The 24,360-nt window shown below is 60.6% G+C and carries 15 protein-coding genes and 1 tRNA gene; 4 read left to right on the forward strand and 12 right to left on the reverse strand.

Going from position 1 to position 24,360, the window contains the following annotated elements; genetic code table 11:
• The first annotated feature begins 104 nt into the window (after positions 1 to 104).
• A complete protein-coding gene (locus ACT53T_RS03140; protein WP_476160015.1) occupies positions 105 to 1,355 on the forward strand; it encodes a tyrosine-type recombinase/integrase in 1,251 nt (416 codons plus the stop codon).
• A gap of 84 nt (positions 1,356 to 1,439) precedes the next feature.
• Here the strand turns inward: ACT53T_RS03140 and ACT53T_RS03145 are convergent, their stop codons facing one another.
• The 5 genes from ACT53T_RS03145 to ACT53T_RS03165 all read right to left on the reverse strand — a co-directional run bounded on the left by ACT53T_RS03145 (position 1,440) and on the right by ACT53T_RS03165 (position 9,016).
• Complete coding sequence (locus ACT53T_RS03145; protein WP_476160016.1) at positions 1,440 to 1,847, reverse strand: hypothetical protein; 408 nt, start codon at positions 1,845 to 1,847, stop codon at positions 1,440 to 1,442.
• A 33-nt stretch (positions 1,848 to 1,880) separates the two neighbouring features.
• Positions 1,881 to 2,192 carry a hypothetical protein gene (locus ACT53T_RS03150; protein WP_476160017.1) on the reverse strand — a complete coding sequence of 104 codons (312 nt, stop codon included), beginning with the start codon at positions 2,190 to 2,192 and terminating at the stop codon, positions 1,881 to 1,883.
• 36 nt (positions 2,193 to 2,228) lie between these two features.
• Positions 2,229 to 3,263, reverse strand: coding sequence for a M12 family metallopeptidase (locus ACT53T_RS03155; protein WP_476160019.1), 1,035 nt, complete (start codon positions 3,261 to 3,263; stop codon positions 2,229 to 2,231).
• Between the two features lie 19 nt (positions 3,264 to 3,282).
• Positions 3,283 to 5,262 carry a hypothetical protein gene (locus ACT53T_RS03160; RefSeq protein ID WP_476160020.1) on the reverse strand — a complete coding sequence of 660 codons (1,980 nt, stop codon included), beginning with the start codon at positions 5,260 to 5,262 and terminating at the stop codon, positions 3,283 to 3,285.
• 325 nt (positions 5,263 to 5,587) lie between these two features.
• Positions 5,588 to 9,016 carry a hypothetical protein gene (locus ACT53T_RS03165; RefSeq protein ID WP_476160021.1) on the reverse strand — a complete coding sequence of 1,143 codons (3,429 nt, stop codon included), beginning with the start codon at positions 9,014 to 9,016 and terminating at the stop codon, positions 5,588 to 5,590.
• A 296-nt stretch (positions 9,017 to 9,312) separates the two neighbouring features.
• On the opposite strand from ACT53T_RS03165, the gene ACT53T_RS03170 reads away from it, so the two are divergent.
• Positions 9,313 to 9,416, forward strand: a tRNA-Gly gene (locus tag ACT53T_RS03170).
• A gap of 136 nt (positions 9,417 to 9,552) precedes the next feature.
• On the opposite strand, the gene ACT53T_RS03175 is transcribed toward ACT53T_RS03170, so the two are convergent.
• The 7 genes from ACT53T_RS03175 to ACT53T_RS03205 form a co-directional block, all read right to left on the reverse strand.
• Positions 9,553 to 9,840 carry a hypothetical protein gene (locus ACT53T_RS03175; RefSeq protein ID WP_476160023.1) on the reverse strand — a complete coding sequence of 96 codons (288 nt, stop codon included), beginning with the start codon at positions 9,838 to 9,840 and terminating at the stop codon, positions 9,553 to 9,555.
• Between the two features lie 28 nt (positions 9,841 to 9,868).
• A complete protein-coding gene (locus ACT53T_RS03180) occupies positions 9,869 to 14,503 on the reverse strand; it encodes a hypothetical protein (RefSeq protein WP_476160024.1) in 4,635 nt (1,544 codons plus the stop codon).
• Positions 14,504 to 14,852: 349 nt separating this feature from the next.
• Positions 14,853 to 15,332 (reverse strand): very short patch repair endonuclease, encoded by a 480-nt coding sequence (locus ACT53T_RS03185; protein ID WP_476160026.1) that lies wholly within the window; start codon positions 15,330 to 15,332, stop codon positions 14,853 to 14,855.
• A 1-nt stretch (position 15,333) separates the two neighbouring features.
• Complete coding sequence (locus tag ACT53T_RS03190) at positions 15,334 to 16,989, reverse strand: DUF2357 domain-containing protein (protein WP_476160027.1); 1,656 nt, start codon at positions 16,987 to 16,989, stop codon at positions 15,334 to 15,336.
• Between the two features lie 9 nt (positions 16,990 to 16,998).
• On the reverse strand, positions 16,999 to 18,654 hold the full coding sequence (locus tag ACT53T_RS03195) for an McrB family protein (protein WP_476160029.1): 1,656 nt from the start codon (positions 18,652 to 18,654) through the stop codon (positions 16,999 to 17,001).
• Complete coding sequence (locus ACT53T_RS03200) at positions 18,623 to 20,119, reverse strand: DNA cytosine methyltransferase (protein ID WP_476160031.1); 1,497 nt, start codon at positions 20,117 to 20,119, stop codon at positions 18,623 to 18,625. Before ACT53T_RS03200 ends, ACT53T_RS03195 begins: the two co-directional genes overlap by 32 nt.
• Complete coding sequence (locus ACT53T_RS03205) at positions 20,116 to 20,319, reverse strand: ribbon-helix-helix protein, CopG family (RefSeq protein ID WP_476160032.1); 204 nt, start codon at positions 20,317 to 20,319, stop codon at positions 20,116 to 20,118. The genes ACT53T_RS03200 and ACT53T_RS03205 overlap by 4 nt, the downstream gene beginning before the upstream one ends.
• Before the next feature lie 341 nt (positions 20,320 to 20,660).
• Here ACT53T_RS03205 and ACT53T_RS03210 point away from each other — a divergent pair, with 341 nt between their 5' ends.
• Together ACT53T_RS03210 and ACT53T_RS03215 are read left to right on the forward strand one after the other, a co-directional pair.
• Entirely contained in the window at positions 20,661 to 21,857 is a 1,197-nt protein-coding gene (locus tag ACT53T_RS03210; protein WP_476160033.1) for a DUF932 domain-containing protein, read from the forward strand.
• A 173-nt stretch (positions 21,858 to 22,030) separates the two neighbouring features.
• Positions 22,031 to 24,142: a ParB/RepB/Spo0J family partition protein gene (locus ACT53T_RS03215; RefSeq protein ID WP_476160035.1), complete on the forward strand. Its 2,112-nt coding sequence runs from the start codon at positions 22,031 to 22,033 to the stop codon at positions 24,140 to 24,142.
• Positions 24,143 to 24,360: the final 218 nt, after the last annotated feature.

The following is a 24,360-nucleotide window of genomic DNA, read 5'->3' on the forward strand; positions in this document are numbered from 1 at the left end:
CGCCATCGTTCGCTGGGATACCCTCGGCTCGGATTTGATCGGCTTCTAATTGGCTTCTAAAATCCGACGTCGAAAACGCCCTTCCCGGCCTGTCGGAGGATCCCGTGGCGAAAGGCAGAATCAACAAAACGAACGTCGACCGGCTCGCGTGTCCCGTCGGAAAATCGATGGACGTCCTCTGGGACGACGCCCTGCGGGGCTTCGGCGTCGTCGTTCTTCCGTCGGGCCGCAAAACCTTCGTCGTGCAATGCAAACGCAACGGCCGCTCGCAGAAAGTCAAGATCGGCGTCTTTGGTCCCACCACGGCCGAACAGGCGCGCGCACAGGCGCTGAACCTCCTGGGCGCAATCGAGGCCGGAGCCGATCCTGTCGCCGATCGGCGTGCAGCGCGCGCCGTTCGTACTTTTCGTCAGGTCGCCGAAGACTTCATGGCCCAACACGTTCTCACCAAGCGAAAGCCAAGAACGGCGGAATCCTATCGTTGTCTGCTCGACAAATACGTCCTGCCAGAACTCGGCGCCAAGCGGATCGTCGAAATCGGCCGTGCCGACGTCGCACGCCTTCATTCTAATCTCGGCGCCACACCGCGGCAGGCGAATGCGGCCGTCTCCGTCATTTCGGCGATTTGGGGCTGGGCCGCGCGGCGAGAAGAAACAGAGTTCGGCAAGAACCCCGCGACCAGACTGGAGCGATTCCCGGAAAGGCGATGGGAACGCTACCTGTCGAGCGAGGAAATGGGACGCCTCGGCAAAGCGCTGCAGTGCGCCGAAACCGAAGGCATTCCTTGGATAGAAGAGGAGCCACAGTCGAAGCACGGGGTAAAGCCCGAAAACCGTCGCAGCATTTTCGATCCGTTCGCCGTGGCGGCAATCCGCCTTCTCATTCTTACAGGCATGCGCCCGCGCGAGGTCTTGAACCTCGAGTGGGGTCACGTCGACTTCGAACGCGGCGCACTGTTTCTTCCCGACAGCAAGACGGGACGTAAGACAGTCATTCTCGGCGGACCGGCACTCCGAGTGCTCAGCGAACTTCCACGCGTCGAAAAGTGCCCTTTCGTGATCGCTGGTCGCAGCCTCGAAAAGCCGCGCGCGGATCTGAACCGACCATGGGTGGCGGTTCGGCGTTACGCGAAGCTCGAAGGTGTGCGACTCTATGATCTGCGCCATTCCTTCGCCAGCGTAGGAGCAGGCGCCTCGTTGGGGTTACCGATCGTCGGGAAACTCCTCGGTCACTCTCAACCCGCGACCACGAACCGATACGCGCATCTCGACGCCGATCCTCTGCGTCACGCCGCAAACGCCATTTCGACTTCGATTGCTGCTGCGCTATCGGGGACGTCCGTTCACCACCGATAAGCGGTAATTATCGATGGTAACGCAATCCGAAATTTAGACGCTGACACCGTGATAAGTGCGCACCAATAGCATCTCGCTCACTCTTTAACCCTTTGGTTGTTGTGCTTCGCCAACGACCAGCTGCGTCGCCGCACCGGTAATCAGCGCCGTCAAGATGTCGACAGGCGCGCCCCCGCCTTCGTCGGGAACGACAAGAAAGCGCGCAGGCGCGGTCTTAGAACGCTCCCCGTCCGAGCGACCTTCCAGGGTGATTTCAATTTGGGCACCAAGCGCAGGGGGATTTGTAGCAATCACGTCGTAATTCCATGCCAAATCATCATTAATGACGTGCCGACGAATGAGATGATCTAAGTTTGCTGGCTTCCAAGAAATTTGACCTAAGAATTGCCCAATTCGCCCCCTTTGGCAACCGTTGAGACCAAGTCCTGGCCACGAGCGAAACTGAAGCGCAGAAGGATCGGATATTTTCGAGTAGACCGTGATCAGCTTCACGCTGCGGCTTTGGCACGAACGGCGCAGTTGCTATCAATCTGTGACCATCACCAACATGGTTGCCGCCTCCGACTCGCCGCGCCAAGGATCTCCGCGCATCAGCTTCAGTTTCGCCCCTCCGACGTCGCGCGCGAGGAAAGCCACGGCGTCCGGACTGCCCATGGCGTCCAGAACTCTTCCGTCCGGCGCGAGAGCGGCAGCGGCGAAAGCGCCGAGTTGCTCCATGAAGGCGCTTCCCTCGACGACACAGCCGCCGGTCGCACGTACGATCAGCAGGTCTCCCTTTCTTAGAGCAATGGCAGCAGGCATGGGCTGAAGCGCCGAGACGTCAATCAGACGGGCCATTGGCGTCGCTACCGACACAGTGATTGTCGAGGGAGTTCAATCGAAGAACGATTCGTCTGGATGCACATCTTCTTCCGGACTCCAATCTCCGCTCAGGGAGAGAGCGTGAGCGTCGTGGACGTCATTTTCGTCTCCGCGCCGGCTCGGCGGGGATTCGGTCGCCGCGCGGGCTCGCGGATAGATTCGCGCGCAGAAGGAGGCGTCGGTCGCATTGATATCGATACCGCCGCGAATTGGCCCCCCGTCCCGCGTGATCGATCCCGGAAGCTGGTAGCACATGATCGAATCTTGATCTGCCGGCGTACCCATGATGGAATTCTCATCGAGCGATGTCAGCACTTGCCGGTTCACCATGCTGCGATCCCAACCCTGCGTCCGCAAGAAATAGTCGTAGGCTTTCTGCGGATCGATCGCCGAGACGAGCTCCTTACGCATATGTTCATGCGGAAAGCCCATCGTATGGCCGGTCTCGTGACGGATGACGCGTCGGTACTCGCTCTCCGGCGTTTGCATCGTGAATCCTTGCAGGTTCATCGTCTGCCTATCTTGCGGAATGTGCATGATGTCGGTCCCGAGATAGGACCAATATCCGCCACCTCCGCGCGATACGCGCACATGGCCGACACCGCGCGTCTCCACGAAGGAGATGCAGCCGTATTGGGTCCAAGCATTCATATGGTCGATGATACGCTTGCGCAGATCTGGCTCCGTCGGCTCCATAAAACTAACGGTCAAGCGCCGCGGCTGCGGCCCCCAGTATTTCGTGGTCAGAAGCGTCAAATGTTCAGGTTGGATGACGTCGACTGCCGATCCCAACGAGGCCATGGCGGCCATGTTCAAACCGTTCACCGGATTGATCCGCATTGCTGTCTTGGCCGCCTCGAGCCGAACCCGCTCCGGAAGCATCTTGGGCGTGCAGCCCAAATCCGCGGGCGAGTCGCTCTTGTCACGATTATGATCGGCGCAATGATCGCCTCCGGGCCGGTTTCGATCGAAATGGCCCGATGCATTGTCCGCGATACGTGCGATCTCGACGAGCGCTCGGAACATGTCCTTTTCTTTGTTTCCCATCTCTATTCCTTCCATTGCCTCAGCCGATTTCAGAGCCGCGCCGGCCCGAACGCTGATGCATCTCGCGCAAAGATGCGCGTCGCAGGCGGCGCCTGCCGCCTTGCAACGTCCAATTCTCCTTCTCGTCCGCCCGCTCACGATGCGCCCTCGCACGCACGTTGTCGGTAAGGCGTTTTCGAATCACGTAGCGGACGTGGCCATCGGGCCCTATGATCGCCGTCGCGCCACCGAGAAATTCGATCGGCGCTTGTCCTGGTGCCGACAACCATCGGCGCTGCACAATTTCCGCAACGATATCGAAGACGACGGATTGGTCAGGTCCAACGCGTCGAAGCGACCGAACAGAGCACACTTCGGCAGGATCGACCCGATCGCCGCGTAGATCGGGATCACCCGGGATGGCGCAACCGAACTCTGACGCGATGTCCGGCCTCATGACATAGGCGCCGAGAGCCTCTGCTTGGCGGCGGAGCTCGACAGCGTCTGCGGCGCGGCCAGGGTCACCGGCGAATCTCAGATTGCCAAAGTGAAGCTCGAAGATTGGCGCGAGGCTTTTTTGCGGCGGTCGCCAGAGCAGCGCGTCCTCCGAAAGGCCGGGTACATCGTCGGGATAGACGCCACGCCGGGCGAAGGCGTCGATCAATGCTTCGCGATAGGCCAAAGGATCGTCGGGTACCAGATCGAAATCCGCCGTGATCATGGCGCGCAGAAACTCGCCGAAGCGCAAATCGACGGGCGGGCAATAGTCTATGGCCCGAACACAAATCGAGAAGAACTGGCGCGCCGATCGGCTCGCTTCCTGCGCCATCAGATTGCAGAATTCCGGATCTTCGCCGACGCTCGCGGAACGCTTCGACAAGCGCCGATACGCTTCGGTCCTACGCCGGAAAACAGTCTCGAATGCTTCGAACACCGCGGAGACGAGGACCGAACCGAGAGCATGCGGTTCGTCGCCTGCCTCTGCATACGATTTGGGACGTACATTTTCGTTGCCGGTCCGGAAGCCCTCCGCGTTAATCGCGCTTCGTAGCGGCCCGTTCTGACCCGTTGTCTGTCCGAACTGCGCCGCGATAGAGAGAAGCAACGAATCACGCAGCGCATCGCCCTCGGATCGCTCGATCGCGGCGAGCACGATATCCGGATAGGAGAAGCGCGCGAATATGGCGACCAGATCGGCAAAGCCCTCGTGAAAAGCGGCAACGTCGGAATGCGTAGGCAAGAGAAAATGTCGCCGCAGCCCATCGAGCAGTGCATGCGTCGTTTCGTGAACGATGATGTCATGGGAGAGGCATGTGTAGATGCGGCCGAAAGGAAGATTTCGGCCGGTCACTGAAGCAGTGGCGTCATAGTAGCCGAAACATAATTCGCCGGCGCCCGGTTGATAATAGGCGTTCGCTTCTTTGAAGGCGTGCGGGCGGATACGGAGCCTGGCGCAGGATTCGCCTGTCCGCGCGTGAAAACCCCAGGACGGATCGCGGCCGAGCGCTTCACGAAACATGTTCCAGGTCGAAGCACAAACGGCATAGACCATTTGCTGGTGGAAGAGCACGTCCGTTATCGACGGATCTCGTCCATTGCCGATTAGAGCCTTCGGGTCATCGAGGTCGAGCTGGTCGCTGCTCGCATCCTCGAGGTCCTCTTTCACTTCGAGGATGCCACTGCGTGGCCCCGGCGAGAGCCTTTCGTATGGCAATTTGATTGTGGCGATCGCTCCGTCCAGTCGGCTTGCGGAGGGGTCGAGAGCGAAGATTCGCAGCGGACGATAAGGTGGATCTCCTAATTGACGCCGATAGGGCGCAGCCTTCGCGGAATCGAGAAAAATCGGATCGACGATAAAATAGGTTCCGGTCGCGGTCGTGCCGACAACGTCTTGCGTCGTCGCTCCCGGGGAACGAGGTGCGGTGGACTCGCTTCGCGCTCGAAATTCTGCCTTCAATTCCGTGCCCCTTTTCCTTTCAATGTCCCTCGCCGCGACTTTGGAATTCGCGACATCGAGCATCTCCTTTCTTGCCTCGGTCTCAGTGGGGTAACGGCATTGCCGCAATGACGATGATGGTTCCGACTGAAATCGTCACCCGCGAATGGACCGCGGACAGTGGTCAGGCAGAAGGCCAGATCGACTGATCGACTGATCGACTGATCGACTGATCGACTGATCGACTGATCGACTGATCGACTGATCGACTGATCGAAAGCCCTTGAGCATATGCTCGACTCGCAGGCATTAAATTATTGCGTGCGCGAATACTGCCTACACAATCCCAAAATGACGAATGCCCGGTTTCCAGGTCTCGGCATGGAATAAGCACGGCGGTCGCCTTGAGCTATGGGCCGAAAGGCAGCTTGAACTGAATCAAATTCGTAACGCCTATGCTCGCCAAGGGAAGAGATAGCGCTCGGATGACAGGCTGTTCGAGCACGGGACTGAAGGCGCCGCCGCGCATGCGTTCGACGCGCTCGCGGAGCGTGTCGAGCTGGGGAGCCGACCAGTCCTTTGTCCTGCCGTCGCCCTTGCCGCCGTCGCCCTTGGTTCGGATGTCGACGTCGGAAATGTGATTGCGCGTTTCCGTGCGCGCCTTTTCGGCGGCGCGCCGAAAAGCCCAGACGCAGCAGAAGACGGCTAGGAGCCCGGCTGCCTCCGCCGCGAAGACGAGGCCGCTGACGGGATAAGGAGCAAACACGCCGCTCTGCGCGAGTATCACGATGGCGATCACGAAGAAGGGATAATAGACGAGCGCGTTGACGCATTCGGTTCGCCGCTGGATAAAGACGAGATCGATCCAATCGTTCAGAATGCGGTCCGGCGTGGAGCTGCCGACCTCGCTTGGCTTCGAAACCTCACCCACCGATTTTCCCAGCTTTTTCTCATACAGCGAGACAGTTGATTGCGGCCACTGCGTACGGCCTCGCGCGAGTTCCCAGATGAAGCTCAGACAGAGAAAAGTCGCGTCGAAGACAATAAAGATGAGCATAGAAATGAAGAACGCCTCGGCGAGACCGCCGAGCGTGGAGGCAGTTCTCGCGAGATCGCCGCGGATCGGGGGCCTCGGCGCGCCGAGTAGTGTCACCAGCACGAAAAGGGTGAGCGTGAGAATGGCGCTGGCGACGCCGCTGCGCAGAAGTCGGGCCTTCCGACGACCCTGGACCACATAGGTCTCCCAGGCCTTTTCTACCTCATACGAAGGCTCGTCGAGTTTCTCTTTCGCTTTTTTGTCGTCGTCCGTGTCGCCTGCGGATTTGTAAGAAGTCACGAAGGCGCGGAGGAAGTCCAGCCATGGCGTCCAAGCCCAGATCTGTGTCTTCGTCTTCGTCGTATCGCTTTTCATATCCGCCTGTTTCACCTCCGATCCCGATAGACGGTAAAAAAATATTCTTTTGAAATTCATCCAGCCGCTATTCTGCTTTGTCCTCTTCTCTTCGGCTTCGATCAGCGTTTTGCGTTCGGGCAGCCTCATATGCGTCGCGATTTCGTCGATATTGGCGTCGAGCTCCGCGCCGGCGCGCGCGATCAGCCGAATGGAGGCAAGCACGGCGAGGAAGGCGATCAATGCCGAAGGCCAAATGCTGACGCCGTGGAAGAAGGCGATTCGCTCGCCGGCGCCGTCCTCCGTCACAGCGCGCGCGAAAGACTCCCAGAACAATGCGACGAGGCCCCACAAAATGAGCAGCGTCCCGAGCCAAGCGAAGTCGATTGAATATTGATCCGGCTTGCCCCAATTGCGAAATCGCTCGCGGCGGATATAGGCGTAGACGAGAATGGCGGTTCCTGCCGATCCAAGCAGGATCGCCAAGCCGATCTGCGCCGGGACTCCAATCGCGGGATAGAGCCGCTGCGCGTCCGGCTGGATGTTGTCGCAGGACAGGAGATGGTCGCCGTCGCAGGGAGCCCGCTTCGTCTCATAATCGGTCCTATGGCGCGGAAGCGGCAGGATGTCGCCCGTTCTCGCAACTTCGAAAATCTGCGCTTCTGAAAACCAGTCCGCGATGTGGCCCGCGTCATGATCCAACGGGACTGTCGAATCCAAAGAGACTGTCGAGCCGCGATCGAGCGCGAGTGTCGCGGCGCTCGGCCCCGCGGTCGAAACAGTGCTCGCTGGAATAGACTTGTTTGCACGGCCCTGGCGGCCCTTCGAGCTCGCGGGCTCGCCCACGCTACGCGGCTCCTGACGATGCTCGCTTTCACGCTGCGCATTGGCCTTAGCGCGCGAAATGTCCTCGACCTTCGCTTCCGCGACGACGAGTTGCGCCGCTAAAAAGGCCGCAGTCTGGTAGACGCTGCGAAAAGGCGCGATCTGGCCCTGAAGACGTTCGTCGAGCTCCGGCCCGAGACTGGAAGCGACGAGGAGATTGCGCGTCCATTCGAGCTCGCTTCTCGTCGTGAAGATCGTGTCGAAATCCGTCGTGAAAAACTGCACGTTGGGGAACGTCGGCTTCAGCGCGCGAAGCACGAGTAGCTTGTCGAAGGCCTCACTTCCGAGCACGCCGATCGCCCTTATGCCTTCCTTGCCCCGCTCGCGTAGCCTGTCGTCTATCCTGCGCAGCTTGTCGGCGATGCGGCGCAGATAATCGAACTGGCTCTGCCCATAGGGCAGATCGAGGGCGCGAGGATCGATCTGCGTCTTGGCCGTGTCTCTGTCGTTCGCATGCGACGGCGCGCCTTCGTCCTTGCGCTCGCCGCCAGTCTCGGATTTCGGACCGGCGCCGTCCAATCCGCGCAAATAGCCGAGCCTGTGCACGAAGGGCTCGCGGCAGCAGTCGCGGCGGTCGCCAATTCCCTTCGTGAGACGACGCTTGAATGTTTCCGCCAGACTCTGGCCGTAGATCGTGTCCAATTCGGCGATGAGCGCGACATGCTGGCGATCGCCGGGGGCAACGCCCCGCCTGTCCAATTCGTCGAGGACGACCTCGGCGAGCTTGTCGTCCGACGCGATCGCCCGACGGAGTATGACATTTCTCGGCTGAGGGACCTCTTCGTCGCGTTTTTCAGCGGTCACTCCGTAGGAGACGATCTGCAAGCGCCCGGCGTCTGCGGCCCGAACGCTGTCGCCTATCTTGGCGAGCGTGTCAGAAGATTGGGGTCCAATAATGAAGAGCTGTTCGTCTCGCGATATCTTGACCGATGTCCGAAGCGCTTCGAGCGTGTCGAAGGGCGCGCGGGCGACCACGTCTTCGTTCAACCACAGGAGCGTGACTCGCTTGCGCGCCGATGCATCGAATGAGCCTTCGGCGCTCTGGAGCCTCTGGAATGGCTTGGACTCGAACTGCTCGTAGGGGATGACGCGGAGCAGCCGGCAACCCTTCATGTCATTGGCCGCCGCGGGGATGAAATAGTGCAGATGCCGAGGGTCGGTCGGCCGAAACCCAGCTCGATCCAGACCCGCGAAAACGGCGTAGCGTAACCGACGGCGATACTCCGCATCGTCATAATTGGGCCCGCCAGACACCGTCACTGCGATTGGAATGGTCCCTTGGAGGGTCGGTGGTTCAGAATTGACATTCCGGTCGCAGGCGTCCTGCTTGCCGTCGGCATTCGCCTTTGTCCCCTGCGCGACCGCGGCGAAGGGGTCTTGCCATAACCTCGCATCCACTTGCGGGCCGGCTTCACGGACGACCGATTCAGTCGATGTCGGACGCGAAGGCAGGAGCGGCGCTTCACGATAGAAGAATGTCGCGCCTGTCATCACCACAGCGGCGACAATCATGCTGTTGCCGACGAGAGCGCCGCCCTGCGGCTTACTTTCGTTCTCGGTCATGGGCGAACTCCGACCTTCGCAGCCGCGACGCGCGTCAGATAATTCGCTCTCTCTGGTTGTCGAGCCCCATCGACCCTCTATCGGCCGATGAGCTGCCCCATCCGAGGTTTCGATCGAGCTCCCGGTGTCAATCTTATCGTTGGCAACTTGCAGTTCGTCTGGCTTGAAGGCTCTGGAGCAAACCGCAGGAGACGGTCATACTTACTCGATATGAGAAGTGATTTGCTTGGCGAACATTATGTCGAGCGTCAACGATCTATTCAAAGGCGGAGCAACCCACTTCATACGCCAAGTCGGCGGATCGTGGCGCAACACGGGAGTCGGAACTCTACTTGCCAATGCCCACGCCCCAACCTTGCCAAGGTTGGGGTCGAGGGTTCGAATCCCTTCGCCCGCTCCAAAATCTCCGATAACTTTCAGCTATTTGTGAGAAGGCCGCCGCAAGGCGGCCTTTCGCTTTCCCGGCTTGGTGTCCACATGGTGTCCACCATGGTAATTTGCAAATTCGACGAGAAACGACGCAAATCGCGCAAACGTCATCCCTCGGCACCATCGTTCGGACCTTGGCGCAGGTGACGCTGACCAAGAAATTCTGACGCACCTGGATCCATCGGCCCGTCGTGAAAATTGCCAAGCATGATCCGATCAGGACTGGCGACGATCTCGCCTGTTGCCAGCTTCGGCGTCAATTCGAAGATGATAACTTCGTCGAAGCGCCTCCCCTTCGCCTTACCCATGTTCATCACGATGCCAGATTCTCGCTCGCGCACCCTCGCAAGAGTGGCACCCAGCTGGCGTGAACGAGAGAGGTAGTCGACAGCCACCTTTCTGAATCGCATCCCGAAGCAAGATCTACCAGTTGGCGCGCGCGCTTCGCCGTCTCTCGGTTTCGAGGTTGTTTGCCGTAGTTTGCAGAGCCTTCTCTCTTTCTCGAAGGAGAGTTCTTGCCTCTTCCTTGAATTCGTCGCCGAGCTGATCGAGCAGGCTGGATATCGAGCGAGGATCATCGCGATCCGTGAGTGCCGCAGGATCGCCTCGTTGAACAAGAGCGCGGAGCCAAGCCCATTGCCGAGGTCTTGGTTGGCTTGCCAGTGAACCTATCAGCGTCGCACATTCAGCATCCGCTTGTCGTTGGCGCAGCGCCATCAGCGCGGCCTTTTCGACTATCTCGGCGTCATCATCGACAAGACGATCGAGCCAATCGACGGACTGCTCAAAAGGAAGCCATCCCGCAATCTCCGCTGCGGTTTGGCGCTCCTCATCCGCGCTGCTGTCCGACATGATGTTCAATGTTTCGACCAGTTCGGCGCGAGGGGCTCTACGCCGCAGCAGCCGGCCGATCTGGTGACGATCTGGGACTGACGCCGCCGCATAGTCGTAGAGCAGAATCTTGGCCCCAGCCCCCGCGTTGAGCTCGAGCAAGAGACAAGCCGCTGCCCTTGACCGCGTTCGCCGGTAAAGCCGCTCCGTAGCCGCCTGAGCTGCAGCCGGTGACGATTTTCGGAGCGCCAAGATCGCGGCGACGGCGGAATCTACCCCTCGGCTCGGCTCCTGATAGGCCATGGCATGAAGCGCAGCGCGAGCCTCGTTGTCCCCGGCCTCGGCCAGCGGCGCGAGGAGATTCCCCTCGCCGAGGCTCGGCCATTTCGTCCAGATGCGCTTCAGGAAGGCTCGTGCGTCAGCGGCGGTATCGGGATAATAGAGCAAGCGCAATGCGATCTGCGACTCTTCCGAATTCAAGCTTGCCAAGTCATGGGCGCGTAGCCAATCGATCACCACCGCGCGTGCGTCGGCATCGCCATTCCACGCCAAGTAGCTGGCGGTCGAAATTCCTGTATCGTTACGCCCCATGTGGGTCTTCAGGCGCGACAGGAAAGTTGGGCGATAATAGCCGAGGTGAGAGAGCACTCCACGGACGTGGCGAACCTCTTCGTCCGTCGAGTCGTTTGCTTCGAGAAATGGGGCGAGCAGACCTCCAGCCGCCTCTCTCCCGAGAAATGCGCAGAGGCCGATACCGGCCAGCCGCTCTCGAGAGTCGGCGCTATTCAGTAGCCGAGTGACCTGAGCCAGCTCCGTGTCCGCCCATGGCGGGGCACGTTCGCGAATAGCGACTGCCCGGAGGAATACCGGCGATCCATTTTCCACCATTGCGCAGAGGCCTACATCCACCCTGTGTGCCGCAAGCGCATCCATCAATTGCACCTGACGATAGACATCGCTATCGACGCTCTGCGCGAGTTCTTTCAGTTTTTCCGCAACCGCTTGGCATCGCGTCCAGACGGCCGCTGTGAATCCGTCGGCTTGCGCATGCGGATTGGGCCGAGCGAGTTCCGCGAGGACGAGTTCGTCATAGCGATCTCCGCCTATAGCGGCCAGGATCAGCCGATATTCCATGCCTTCGCCATCTCGCAACGTCGACGTACGGCCGTCGCGGGAAATTGCGTTGCGGGCGACAAGCTGCTCGAAGCGAGTTCCCTTGCGGGCTGCCAAGCGCTCCAGGAGTGTCGGCGACGAGATTGACGCGATCAGCGCGCGCAAATGTCCATGCACGCCCGGGAGCACCGCGTCGCCGTTTGCTTCTTTTTCGAGGCACGCTTGGAAAGCGTCAATCAGATAGTCGAAGGTCGACGAATCCAGCAAGTCACTTTCGCCACAATAGAGCATCGCCAATTCTCGAACAGAGAACTCTCTTTCTCCCTGTTCGCGCCCAATCGTTTCCCGAAGCCGAGCATGCACCGCCGGGCCAACCCGTCGGAACAGCCCGTGCAACCACCAACCGCGTGTAGAACGCAGGTCGTGAGATGGTATTCTTTCCAGGCTTTGCAGAGCCGTCTCCGGGGCCAGATACGCCAACGCATCGAACCATAATACGGCGGCGTAGGGCTCGGGATTTTCGAGTGCTGCTTCGATCCGCTGAAGCTCATCCCGATCGCGGAAATAGCGAACGGCTCGCGGCGCCGATCTCTCGCCGCGCGAAAGACGCGCGAGCAGATTGCTCTTTGTCGCCGCCCAGATCGGCCTTGCAACATAACGGTCGATACGCATGAGTAGCCAGATCAGCTGATTCGCGTCCTCGGGGTCGACTGCGGAGGAGGCTTTCTCACGAATCCACTCCGGCGATTGCTGGACGGCGCGGGATAAAGCGTTGAAGCTCTGCTCGTGTGCCGTCACCAGCTCAAACCCACGCTCGGCGTGATCCTTCGACGCGACCAATGCCGCATTGCGTTGCTTGTTGATTTCCCACAGCAAGTCCAAAGCGTGGGGTGCCGGCGCCAACCGCAGGACGTTCAATCCGATGCTTCGAGACGGCTCGACGTCATCTCGTATGAGTGCGCAGGCTGCTTCGGCGACGTCCGTCTCCGCCGTCTCCGCAACTGCGACAAAGGCCTCCGCCAAAAGGCGTGGGAGGGGCCAATCCGAAGGGGCTTTGGCCCGTCGCGCCATCCACGAGAGAGCGGGAATGATTGGACTGCCCAGGTTACCGAGCTCCTTGAAAAAGTGCTCCTGTTCACCCGGCGCCTCTCTCGACTTGATCATCAGCAGCGCTAGCTGACCGACATCCTCAGGCTTTGCGCTTCGTGCGAGCTTCCAGAACAGGTCGAGCAGGACATATCCCAGTCGACGGCCAACCGGACCACCATGCGGCGCAGCAATGTCATCAATCCGCAGAAGGAGATCGGCGATACCCGCCGCCGTTAACTCACCTTCGAGAAAGCGTCGTTCGATTTCACCCGCGACCGCCCAGTTGAGCACGCGGTCGTGCGAAATCTGGAGCGCTCCTTGCGCATCTTGCCGCAACACACCGACCGCTATCAGCCGTTCGATCGCTTCCGCGGTAAGGCCACGACGGCGCTGAACACTGACGGGCCAAGGATAGAGGCGGGTTCCGTCGAGCAGTGTATCTGCCAGACCAAGGACCTCATATCCATCGCCTCGATGCAGGTCCTGGGTGCGATGCTGCATCGTGGCCCATTTCCAATATCGATCCATCAGCTCATACTCGCTGACGGCCATCCAACGGGCGCTTCCCGGAATCCTGCAAAAGATCGCCGCCAGCACAGGACGTGTGAGAAAAAAGAGCACATCGTCCGGAACGAGATTGGTGTCGCGGTCAGCTCGGATCAGATAATCGTGTAGCTCGGGAAGAGTGAAATCCGGCACCGCCACTTCGCTGAGGTCTTCTATCTTGGTGCGAAGGAAGCTGGCGATGCGGTCTTGAGCCGAGATCACGACTCTGATGCCCATATGCGCCCACGGCGTGCGCGCCAGCTCGAAGGCGAGATCTGAATCGGTCAGATCATCAAGAAAGATTGTCAGCCACGCCCCGTGCTTGTCGGGTAGCTTAGGCTGCAATCTTTCGGCAATTCGAAACAAGGGGAGACTGCGATCGAAGCTGGTGAGCCAAATATGCCGGACGATCTTTTCCTCGATATCAGCGAGTGCGCCCTTCGCGGGCAGCAGCATTGCGCATTCACCCGCCTCGACGGCCGTCAAGGCCGCACGGCACAGAAGCCATGTCTTGCCTCGTCCCGATTCACCGCTGAATACGGATAGCAGAGCCTCCGGAACGACCGGCGCCACACGCACATCCATTGTCCTGTCGTATCCTTCATTTTGAATTTCGGTTTCGACCTGCTGACGCAAGACGGCAGGCAGCTGACGGGCGTGAGTCAGTCTTGCCGGATCGAGATTGACGGCTCTCAGCAGAGCCTTGGTGGAGATCGATCCCCCGGTCTTCCCCATGCTCAAGAGATGTGTGCACAATGCGTCGCGCTTGGTGTCTATGTCCTCACGCTCCGTGACAAGCTCCGAGAGGATGTCATTAATCTCAACCAATATCTGCACTTCCGACAGAACGACGACACGGACAGCGGCCAGGAATTGCCAAAGTGCAGCGCGGGGCGCGATTAATGTTTGTTCGATTTTCGTGAAGAGATATTCGGCAGAGATAGTCTTGTTTCCCCATCGAAAGCGCAGCTCACAAGTGACGAGGTCCGCCAGACCTTTTCCTTCCGAATTTAGGCTACGGAGCATCTTCAGAAATCCATCAAATTCGACGGTGCCGTCCAAGTTATCGGTAACGAACCTAAACTGCGATCGGGTATCCTGTTCACCAAAAGCTTTGAACAAATCAGGCAGAACATCCTCGACGATTGCACGGGTAGTCCAGGGAAATTTTCCTCGTCGAATTTTAATTTGATCGACCTGCCGAACGCCCGGCCGGAAAATTTGTGTATCGCCGCCCGTAAATGGCTCGGCGACGATTCGAACGCTGGCAACATCTCGACTGATCGCAACTTCTTCCACCGTCGCGTTCAGACCCGACCTTAGGGACGCGAGCAGCTGATAGAGCACGCCGGAAAAATTCCACTGCCCTCCTGTCGATGCCACGCTATGCCGTTTCGTTGCCATCGGTATTTCTCGATCCCAATTGTCGATGCTTTCAGAACGAAACTCTAATCCATAGGTCCGCGCATCGCGCGTCATCCGCGGGAGCGCCCTCCGGCGCGAGGCGCGATCATCAGCAGATCAACGCGGGCGAGCGCGGCCCCAGGGCGGTGACCGCCGTCGGCAGCGTCTGACCCCTTGAGTTCGATAAGCTGCCCGATCTCCCGGACACAGGAATTCGCGACCCTTCACGTCGGGCGGCTGGTCGCCGCGAGAATCTCTTGACAACCAAGACAGCTGCCTCCTCGCACGAAAGAACGCGCGGACACGCAGACCACAGAGGGAGCCAGCAATGCGGGATCGATCGACTTCTCGACGAGTTGATCCAAGCGCTGACCGCCCATCTCCGACTCGAAGGCGTCGGAGCGTTCTCCGAAGCGCCAAGCATCTACGCTCCGCCGCCAGAGCTACTTCGGTGAGCGATTCCCCACAACTCGCCCTCACGCACTTCGCCTCTGATAAAGGTGGCGCAGTAATCTATGACTTCCGGAACCGGCCTGCGTCCTGGTCCCTTCAGGCTGCACTCCCACACTATCAGCAGGCGCCAGCCGGCACGTTGCAATGCTTCGGATGCACGAACATCGCGTTCCCGATTGCTGGCGATTTTCCTTGCCCAGAATTCCGGTCGCGTCGCTGGCATCTTGAAGAGCGAGCAGTTATGACCGTGCCAAAAGCAGCCATGAACCTGAATAATCGCGCTATGTTTCGGAAACACGATATCCGGCTTGCCCGGCAATCGCGCCGCGTGCAGCCGGAAGCGGAACCCGGCTGCATGGAGTCCTCGGCGGAGCAGCATCTCGGGCTTGGTATCCTTCCCCCGAATGCGGCTCATATTGAGCCGGCGCTGTTCCTTAGTGAGCACATCCATTTCAGGCCGCTTCCGTTGCATCAGCGACGATCTGCCTGAGCGCCGACATAATCTCTCCCGCCGCCATGCCAGGACGCAATGTCACGGCGCCAAAGCGGAAACCGGCACGATAAGCTGGATGAAACAGCCGTCCCGGCATGGGCGTTTCCCTGTACCCGGCTGCGAGCTCCGGCAGGTGCGGTGTCAGCAGGTATGCTGCGCTGACAATCCCTTCGACCAACCCGGACTGGGCTTCACGCACAAGCGCGTCGCGATAGGTGTGGATCGAACTGAGAGCATCGCTGAGCCCGTCATCGATGCGGTACTTTGCATCAAGAATGATGAGCCCCCCGACCTCCCCGGCCGTCTCGTGTGCAGCAACAATATCTGGCGCCATGATGCGACTGTAGGAACCACGCCGGTCAGGCTCGATCCAGAATTCCCGATACCGTTTCTGAAAGCAGAGCTTCCACCCGGAGCCGACGGGCACGGCAACCGAGCCGGTCGCCAGCGTCACACGGCCGGCGGCGTCACCGATAAAGAGATCACGTATATCCAGCCCCGCCGGCCCGTACTCCTCCGCCGCCGCGCGCACGAGGCGCAGGAAACACCACAGCTCGTAAAGCTCGAAGGTGCGCGCGAGCGGTAGGTTGAGGAAATCGCCGAACACCGCAGCAATGCCGAGGTTCATATCCTGCCACAGTCGGTAGAAGGCGCGGTAGTTCGGATCGTTTCGAAAAAGTGCCGAGAGTGTCAACCGCGACGCCGCGTCCCCCGCTTCAGCAAAAGGCGCCGCTGCGGCGAGCGCGCCGACACGACGGGAAAGTCGCCGACAGCGCACAGCCCATGCAGCGGCGCCCGCCCGGAACTCCATATCGCTGTCGGATTGGCTGCGCTCGAGCTGTTGCGCCACCGCTTCGAGCCACGCAGACCAGCTTCGTAGGCAGGCGCCCATCTGACGATGCTCAGGGAGATCAAACGAGCTGAGGCGCTGTCGGACGCGGATGCGTTCCGGCAACGCGCCCTTCAGCGTCGTCGGCAGGCGCGATGGTTTTCCTGTTTCGTGGACGATCCGCCCCGAGCGGAAGGAGCGCAGGACTTCAAGCCCTGTGGCCCGGTTCGCGCGATGGTAGGGCAGCACAATCTCTTCCGCCGCAAGCATCCGGCGTGGATTGCGCGCGATGGCGGCGACGACGGTTTCCAACTTCTCGACTTGAGAACGCAGGAATTCGAGACGGGCAATAGCCGGCGGACGGCCGCCTGCGCCGCGCGCGATGGACTTACGAAAACCACTCAGCGAGAAGAGAGCGAACGTATCGTCCAGAATTTCCCGCACCATCGCATCGAAATTATCGCGCGTGAGCTTGCGTCTGTCCGGATCGGTTATGACCTCGAACCGGCGTGGCACATGACCTGGCAATCGCAGCTCCACCTCGACTAGGCCGGCGTGAAATCCCGGCGACCAGCGCCAGCATGCGGTGTCAGGCGCGCGGGCGCGAAGGGCTTCGAGAGGGATCTCGTCAATCAGCAGCTCGGCATTTGCCGCGTCTACGCCGCCATGAAGCTCGAACAGATAGCTGCCAGCTTCCTGCACCGACCCGGCTGCGACCGGCTCGGGGTCCGGCCATAGCCGCCATGTGGCGCCCGTAGTCTCGCTGCGCAGGAGCAGAGCAGACATGGGCTGACCTTACCTGCTGGCCTGAAAGGACCCGAATTCATCGAGGTCAGCTGTCAGCTTTGCGATGAAGGTCTGCGAGCGCGGCAGGCCATCGAGGGCCCTGGCGAGGCCAGTCAGCAGCGGACGTTGGCGCTCGCCGCCGCGCAGCTTCACCAGCACCTTCTGAACCATGAGTTCGTCAGTGACGCCCGCCGGGGGCGCTGCCAGATGTACGGCACTGAAGGAGTGATACCGCACGGCCTCTTCGGCGACGCGATAACCAAAGCCGAGCCCGTGTGCAGCCATGACTTCCTGTACGGCGACGAGATGACGTTCGCAAGCTGCGCGCGCGTCCCTCAATGCTGGTTCGCGCTCTTCAAGACTGGTAAGAAAACCAAGCAAATCAATCGCCGACATGTCGATGACAACCGCGCGGTCGAGAACCTTGTCGCTCACAGGGTTCGTCGTCTCGTCGATGTTGATCGTGCCGACAATGTAGAGATTTGGCGGCAGCGGCAATGCCGCCGGCACGGTCGTTCCGTTGGAGCCCTCCAGCGGAACGCCATGAGCATGGAGCTGAAGCGCTTCTTCCGTCTCAATCGCCGACAGGACATCCGAAAAATAATATTCCACCCGCGCCAGATTCATTTCATCGAGCACTACGAAGACCGGCGAGTGCCGGTGCGCGGTTGCGAGCAACACTGCTTCGAGAAAGGGCGGGACCATGTACCGGTTTGACAATACATCGTAATAACCCGTCAGCCCGGTCGGGTCGGTCCACTCCGGCCGCACCGGACAGACAAACAGAAAAGGGTCTTGAGCGTGCAACCCCAGCCCGTGAACCGCGCGCGCGTATTTCAGGGCGAGCTGCGTCTTCCCGGTCCCCGAAAGACCTGCGAGAATAACGAAATGCTTATGCAGCAGGAAATTCAGTGCCGCATGGAAGCGGCGGACCTCGCCGCCCGGATAGTGCCCGCCGAGTCCCGCGACCGCCGTTTCGATCTCGGCAATCGGGATGGTCGCCGGCATACGCTGCATTTCCGGACGCACTGCTCCGGCTTCATCCCAGACTCGCAGCTCGTGGACTTTCTCACGTCCAATCAGATTGCCAAGATAGCCGACGAACTCACGCGCCAGCAGACTGCGGCGGGCGGAGGCCGCCGGCGGGTAGAGCGCGATATTGATTTTATCGACAGGGATCGACTCGCCAAACGGCGTCAGGTCCTCTGGAAGTTCGTCCCAGAAGCCCTGATTACGCAAATGGAATCCGCCGTCGGAAGCCAGCACAACGACGACATTGTTGTTGCGTGCGGCATACCCGATTCGGCCGGCGCCCGCCTCTTCCGCCACGTCCTCATCGGCAGGCGGCGCCGGAACGGCCGGGGCGGTTGCTCCAAGGCGTTTCATGTCTGTCAGCCGAGCAATCATCGCCGGCGTGCCAGACCGTACATAGGCCGTAAAATAGACCTCATCGGCGGGCGGAAACACCATCGTGCAGGCGAAAGCAAAGCCGTCGACGTCGGCGGCTACATTGTCCAGATTCACGACTCCGAGCTGAAGACCCCTGCCAATGACCTTCGCGCTGTTCGAAACACCAAACAGCCGGTGAAATTTCGTGCGGCGCGAAACGAGCGGATCGGCTTTCGAGCCGGCCTCAAACTGCTGCCGCCGTCCGGACAGGCTCATTCAGCTCTTCCTCTTCGGTTATACCGAGAGCGCGCGCGATCGTCCCGGCGAGTGCTTTTGCCATGAGCGGCGGTACGGCGTTGCCAATCTGACGGAACGCAGGGTTCATCGTCCCGCAGAAGACAAAGCCGTCTGGGAAGGATTGAAGCCGCGCGGCCTCGCGTACGGAAATCGTGCGCGCCTGCTCGCTGTCGTAATGAATGTGACTATAGCTGTCCTTGCCAAGGTGGGCCATCAGCGTGCGCGCTGGCTGATCACGCCACATCTTTCGCCACTTGTTCGGAAACTTTCCTGCATCGTATGGCGGTACAATCGCCTCTTTCAGGCGGGCATATTCAGCCGAGCCTTCGCGAACGGTCTTTCCTTGCCGGCGCAGCGCCTTAACCTGCTCGGCCAACATCTCCAACGCGTGCTGATGCGCCTGCGGATACTGGTCACCGGGATTCAGGCGTGCAAACAGCTCGTAATCGCGCGGCAGATAACGGATCACATGATCCTTCAGTCCGTCGGGCGCTTCGAAGCCGGGCCAAGCGCGCATTAATTGTGCATACGCCGAAACTTTGCGACGCCGATCGTAATGCAGCGATTGATCAAAACGCCGGGCGCCGCGTCGCAGATCGCCCGAAGCAAGCTGCTGGCGGGCATAAATAGGTGGCAGATCGCCGATCGCGTCTTCGGCAGTCACCGCCCGCGGCAACCGCAAGTCTGCAGCCGGTGGATCGATATAATCGTGTGCACCGTCCAACAGCCCGTTCAGCACCTTTAGCGCAACCGCACGCGATCCTTCATAGCCAGGCGGCAGCACAAGCCAGTGACTCGGGACAGGGAATGCGACTCGCTGTGCCAGCTCGCGCCTGTACGCAATAAGGAACATGCGCTCGCGCATCTGCGGGACGCCGTAGAAAGCGGCGTTCAGCAGTGTGTAACCGCAGACATAGCCCTTCTCTTCCAGAACCTCGCAGATTTCTTCCGCAATATTTTGACCCCCGTGGTTCAAAACGTCCGGAACATTCTCGACGAGTACCGCGATCGGATGAAAGGCCGTCACGTAGCGCAGGTATTCCTGATAGAGGCGAGCGCGTGGATCGTGGCGGAACGCCTGCGGATGCGCGTCAATCTCGCGTAGCTTCGGACGTCCCACGCGCGCGAACGCCTGGCACGGCGGCCCACCAATGATCACGTCGATCGAGTCGGCAACCGTCCCTAAGTCCAGTTCAGCAGCGAGGTCTTCGGGCCTAGTTTCGATGATATCACGCGCACTGCTGTGTTTCGGATCGCCGATGTGAAAGTTCAGGCCATGCGAACGCGCCGCGTCCGCGTCGGATTCAACGGCTGCGCGCAGCGAAAATCCTGCGGCTTGAAAGCCCAACGAGAGGCCGCCGCATCCGGCAAACAGGTCGAGCACCCGAGGTTTGCCGCCGCTCCGCAGCCGGGCGATCTTCTTCCTCACGGTTTGATCGTTCATCGCCCCGTCGCCTTCCTCGGCAGTTTTAGCGGGAGCTGGGTTTGATCGCCGTGCTCTTCGAGAAAGCGTAGAATTGCGGCGCGGATTACCCACGCGGCCGACACATTGTTGGCCTCAGCGAGCGCTTGGATGCGGGTATGAGCTTCCTCGGGCAGGATCACCGAGGTGCGGACTGATTTCCTGAGGGCGACGGAGGACACAGCGAAATCCATCCCGGAATGAATAATGCACCCTTTTTATGCCAAACTGGTGAGGCATGCACCATTTATTTGGGGAGGTGCTGACTAGGGCATGGCATGGCTTGGGCAAGCCTGCGTGGAGAGCCCAGAAGCGTCGTAACTGACGAGAATACCGGCCATTCCGTCGGCGTGCCCAGAACTGGCTTCGCCCTGAACCAGGTGACTCGCGCCACCCGGCCGACAAGAACGTTCGATAATCCGCGGCCCGAAACCCCATTAAAGAGGGAGAGTGCGGAAGGGCTTCACCATGACGGGTTAAGCACTGGAGGAGAGGCCTCCGACGCCCGTCATGGAGATGACCCATGACCCAGGTGGAAACTCCGAGCGCCGCTCTTGACCGCGCCGGTGGCTACAAGGTGGATGTGCTTCGCGGCCAGCGCGTCAGTCGCGTGTCCTCCGAGTGGTTCTCGCGGCCGCCGGACGAGCGCTTCCTGTCCCTTTCGGACCTCTACGCGACTGTGCGCGGACGGACCGAGCGCAGCCGGACCCGGACCGTTGAGAGCGCAGGGATCCGGGTGGAGGCGAACCGTGAGGACGCCGAACGCCTGACGCTGATGCTGCCCGGCTCCGACGCGCCGGTCGCGCCGACGCATTGGAGCTTTGGTCAGCTCGCGAGCCTGGTTGGCGCGCCGGCCGCCTACCTCCGTCAGCTCCCGGCACCGCTCGCCGGCATCAACCTCCAATACGGCTTGACCTCGAATCGCGCCGAGCAGGTCAAGACGCTTGAGATCGAAGATGGCCGCGTTGAGCTGCGAGCCGTCACCGGCCCGGACTACGGCCGCATCTACGACCATGAACTCGTCGAGGCCGTGCAGCGCATCGCGGGAAACGGGACGGGCGACACGCGCTGGAAGGTGCCGGGCGTGCTCGACTGGTCGACAGGTATCTACCATCCGCGCGTCGATATCACCCAGGACACCACGACCCTCTATGCCTCGGACCGGGATGTCTTCCTGTTCCTGGTCGATGATCTCAATCCGATCGAGGCCGGTCGGCTGCCGGACGGCTCGCCCGATCTTTACTTCCGAGGCTTCTACTGCTGGAATTCCGAGGTCGGCGCAAAGACGCTCGGCATGGCGAGCTTCTATCTCCGCGCGGTATGTCAAAATAGGAATCTGTGGGGCGTCGAAGATTTCGAGGAAATCACCATCCGCCACTCGAAATACGCCGCCTCTCGCTTCGCGCATGAGGCGGCCCCGGCGCTGACACGCTTCGCCGTTTCCTCGCCCATGCCATTCGTGAACGGCATCAAGGCGGCGCGGGAGAAAATCGTCGCCCGCACCGACGAGGACCGAGACGAGTTCCTGCGACGGCGCGGCTTTTCCAAGAAGGAGACGGCGAAGATCATCGAGACCGTGTTGGCCGAGGAAGGCCGAAAGCCCGAGAGCATTTTCGATTTCGTGCAGGGCATCACCGCCGTCGCGCGCAACAAGACACATCAGGACGCGCGTCTCGATTTGGAGGCGCGCGCCAAGAAGCTTCTCGATCGCGCAGCCTGAATTCCGGAAAGCCGTAGATGCGGAAATCTACATCTCCGGCTTCGTGCATTTCCGCATCTGCTGATCCTCGTTCCCGCGGCGTCGTCCTCAGAGTCAGAGGGCGGCGCCGCGCTCCGTGACGAGCTGCGGGCCGAGAGAGAGGCTTTCGGCCGCCCGTCGTGGAGCTCATCCCCATGGCTACTGCTGTTCAGAAAATCACTTTGTCGTCCTCGCGCGACATTCCTTTCAACAAGCTCGTCCTCTCCCAGGCGAATATCCGGCGGGTGAAGGCCGGAGTCTCGATCGAGGAGCTCGCAGAGGACATCGCGCGCCGCACCCTGCTTCAGAGCCTGAACGTGCGTCCCGTGCTCGACGCCGATGGCGCCGAGACCGGCATGTTCGAGATTCCCGCGGGCGGCCGCCGCTATCGGGCGCTCGAGCTTCTGGTCAAACAGAAGCGGCTCGCCAAAACGGCGCCGATCCCCTGCGTCGTCCGAGATCCGGCGAGCGACATCCTCGCGGAAGACGACTCGCTCGCCGAGAACATCCAGCGCGCGCCGCTCCATCCGCTCGACCAATTCCGCGCCTTTCAGGCGATGCGGGCCAAGGGCAAATCCGAGGAGGACATCGCTGCGGCCTTCTTCATCGGCGTCAATGTCGTGAAGCAGCGCCTGCGGCTGACCACCGTGTCGGAGAAGCTCCTCGACATCTATGCCGAAGACGGAATGTCGCTGGAAGTGTTGATGGCCTTCACCGTTTCGTCGGACCATGCTCGGCAGGAGCAGGTCTGGGCGGCGTTGGAAAAATCCTGGTCGAAAGAACCATACCAGATCCGGCGCATGCTGACGGAAAAAGCCGTGCGCGCCGCCGATCGGAGAGCCGTCTTCGTCGGCCTCGACGCTTATGAATCGGCGGGCGGAATCGTCATGCGCGACCTGTTCCAGCACGACGACGGCGGCTGGCTGGAAAATGTCGCCTTGCTCGACAGCCTCGTTATCGAGAAATTGAAGGCGGCGGCCGACGCGGTCGCTGCCGAGGGCTGGAAATGGGTCGAGGTCGCGGTCTCGTTTCCGTTCGGACATACGAACGGGCTGAGAGAACTCGTCGGCGCGCCCACCGGGTTGTCCGACGACGAACAGACGACGATCGATTCACTCGAGGCCGAACATGAGAGCCTGGAGACCGAATATGAAAAAGTCGACGAACTGCCGGAAGATGTGGACCGGCGCCTGGGCGAGATCGAAACGGCGCTCGCCGAGCTGCAAAATCGTCCTCGGAGCTTCGACCCGTCCGATGTCGCTCGCGCCGGAGCATTCGTCAGCATCGACGCCGAAGGTTTTCTCTCTGTCGATCGCGGCTATATGCGGCCCGAGGACGAGCCGCCCGCTCATGAGGAGAACGCGAACGAGGATGCGGGCACAGGCGAATTCTCACCAGCGATTGCTCCGACCACACAGCAGCCCGTCATCACCATCGGAGGGCGCCCGGTCGACTCGGAGGAAGATGAAACCGACGCGCTCGCGCCATTGCCCGAGCGGCTGATGATCGAGCTGACGGCGCACAGAACATTGGCGCTGCAGAACGCCGTCGCGAATAATCCGAATGTCGCCATGACGGTCCTGCTGCATAAGCTCGTCGCCGACACGTTCCCTTGCGCGGCGACTTCAGCCGCCGGCTTGGAAATTTCCTTGCGGCAGATCTCCTTTCCGATCCAACCCACGGATCTGAAAAACAGCGCCAGCTCACAGGCGATCGCGAAGCGGCAGGACGCGTGGAAATCGAGCATCCCCAGAGACGATCAGGAGCTCTGGGATTGGCTCGTCGGCCTCGACGACACGCATCGCCTCGCGCTGCTCGCGCATTGCGTCAGCCATGGCGTCAATGCCCTCCATGAGAAGGCGGACCGCTATGGCGGCGGCGCGGTCACGGCACATTCGGTACTGCAGCGCTTGAAGAATGCCGACCGGCTCGCTCGGGCGGTCGGCTTGAACATGGTCGACGCCGGTTGGAAGCCGACCGTCGACAATTATCTCGGTCGCGTGCCGAAGCGACGAATCCTGGACGCCGTCCGCGAGGCCAAAGGCGAACGGGCGGTCCAGCTCATCGAGCATCTGAAAAAGGGCGAGATGGCGGTCGAAGCCGAACGGCTGCTCGCCGACTCCGGCTGGCTGCCGGAGCCTTTGCGGCTCGACGACGTCGAACAAGCTGATCTCGAAGCGGGCGAAACAGCCGACGAATCCGAAGAGCTGCCTGAGTTTCTCTCGGGCGATAAAGCGAACGAGAGCACCGATTCCGATTGCGGCTGAATGATCTATCGGCGGAGCGTTGCAGAGCGCTCCGCCATTTTTCATGCCGGCGATCGAGAGCTCCATCATCAAGCGCCTGTGAATTCGCCGTCACGCGATTCGGAATGACCGTGCTCTCACGCGAGTCGTCGGAAACACGGTGAGAGGAAAAGTCCGGCCGGGAGGGATGCGAGCCGGCGGGTCCGAGAGAGAGCGCCAGCTGGCTCGTCCGCTCCCGC

This window comes from Methylosinus sp. DMC45, assembly GCF_056313885.1.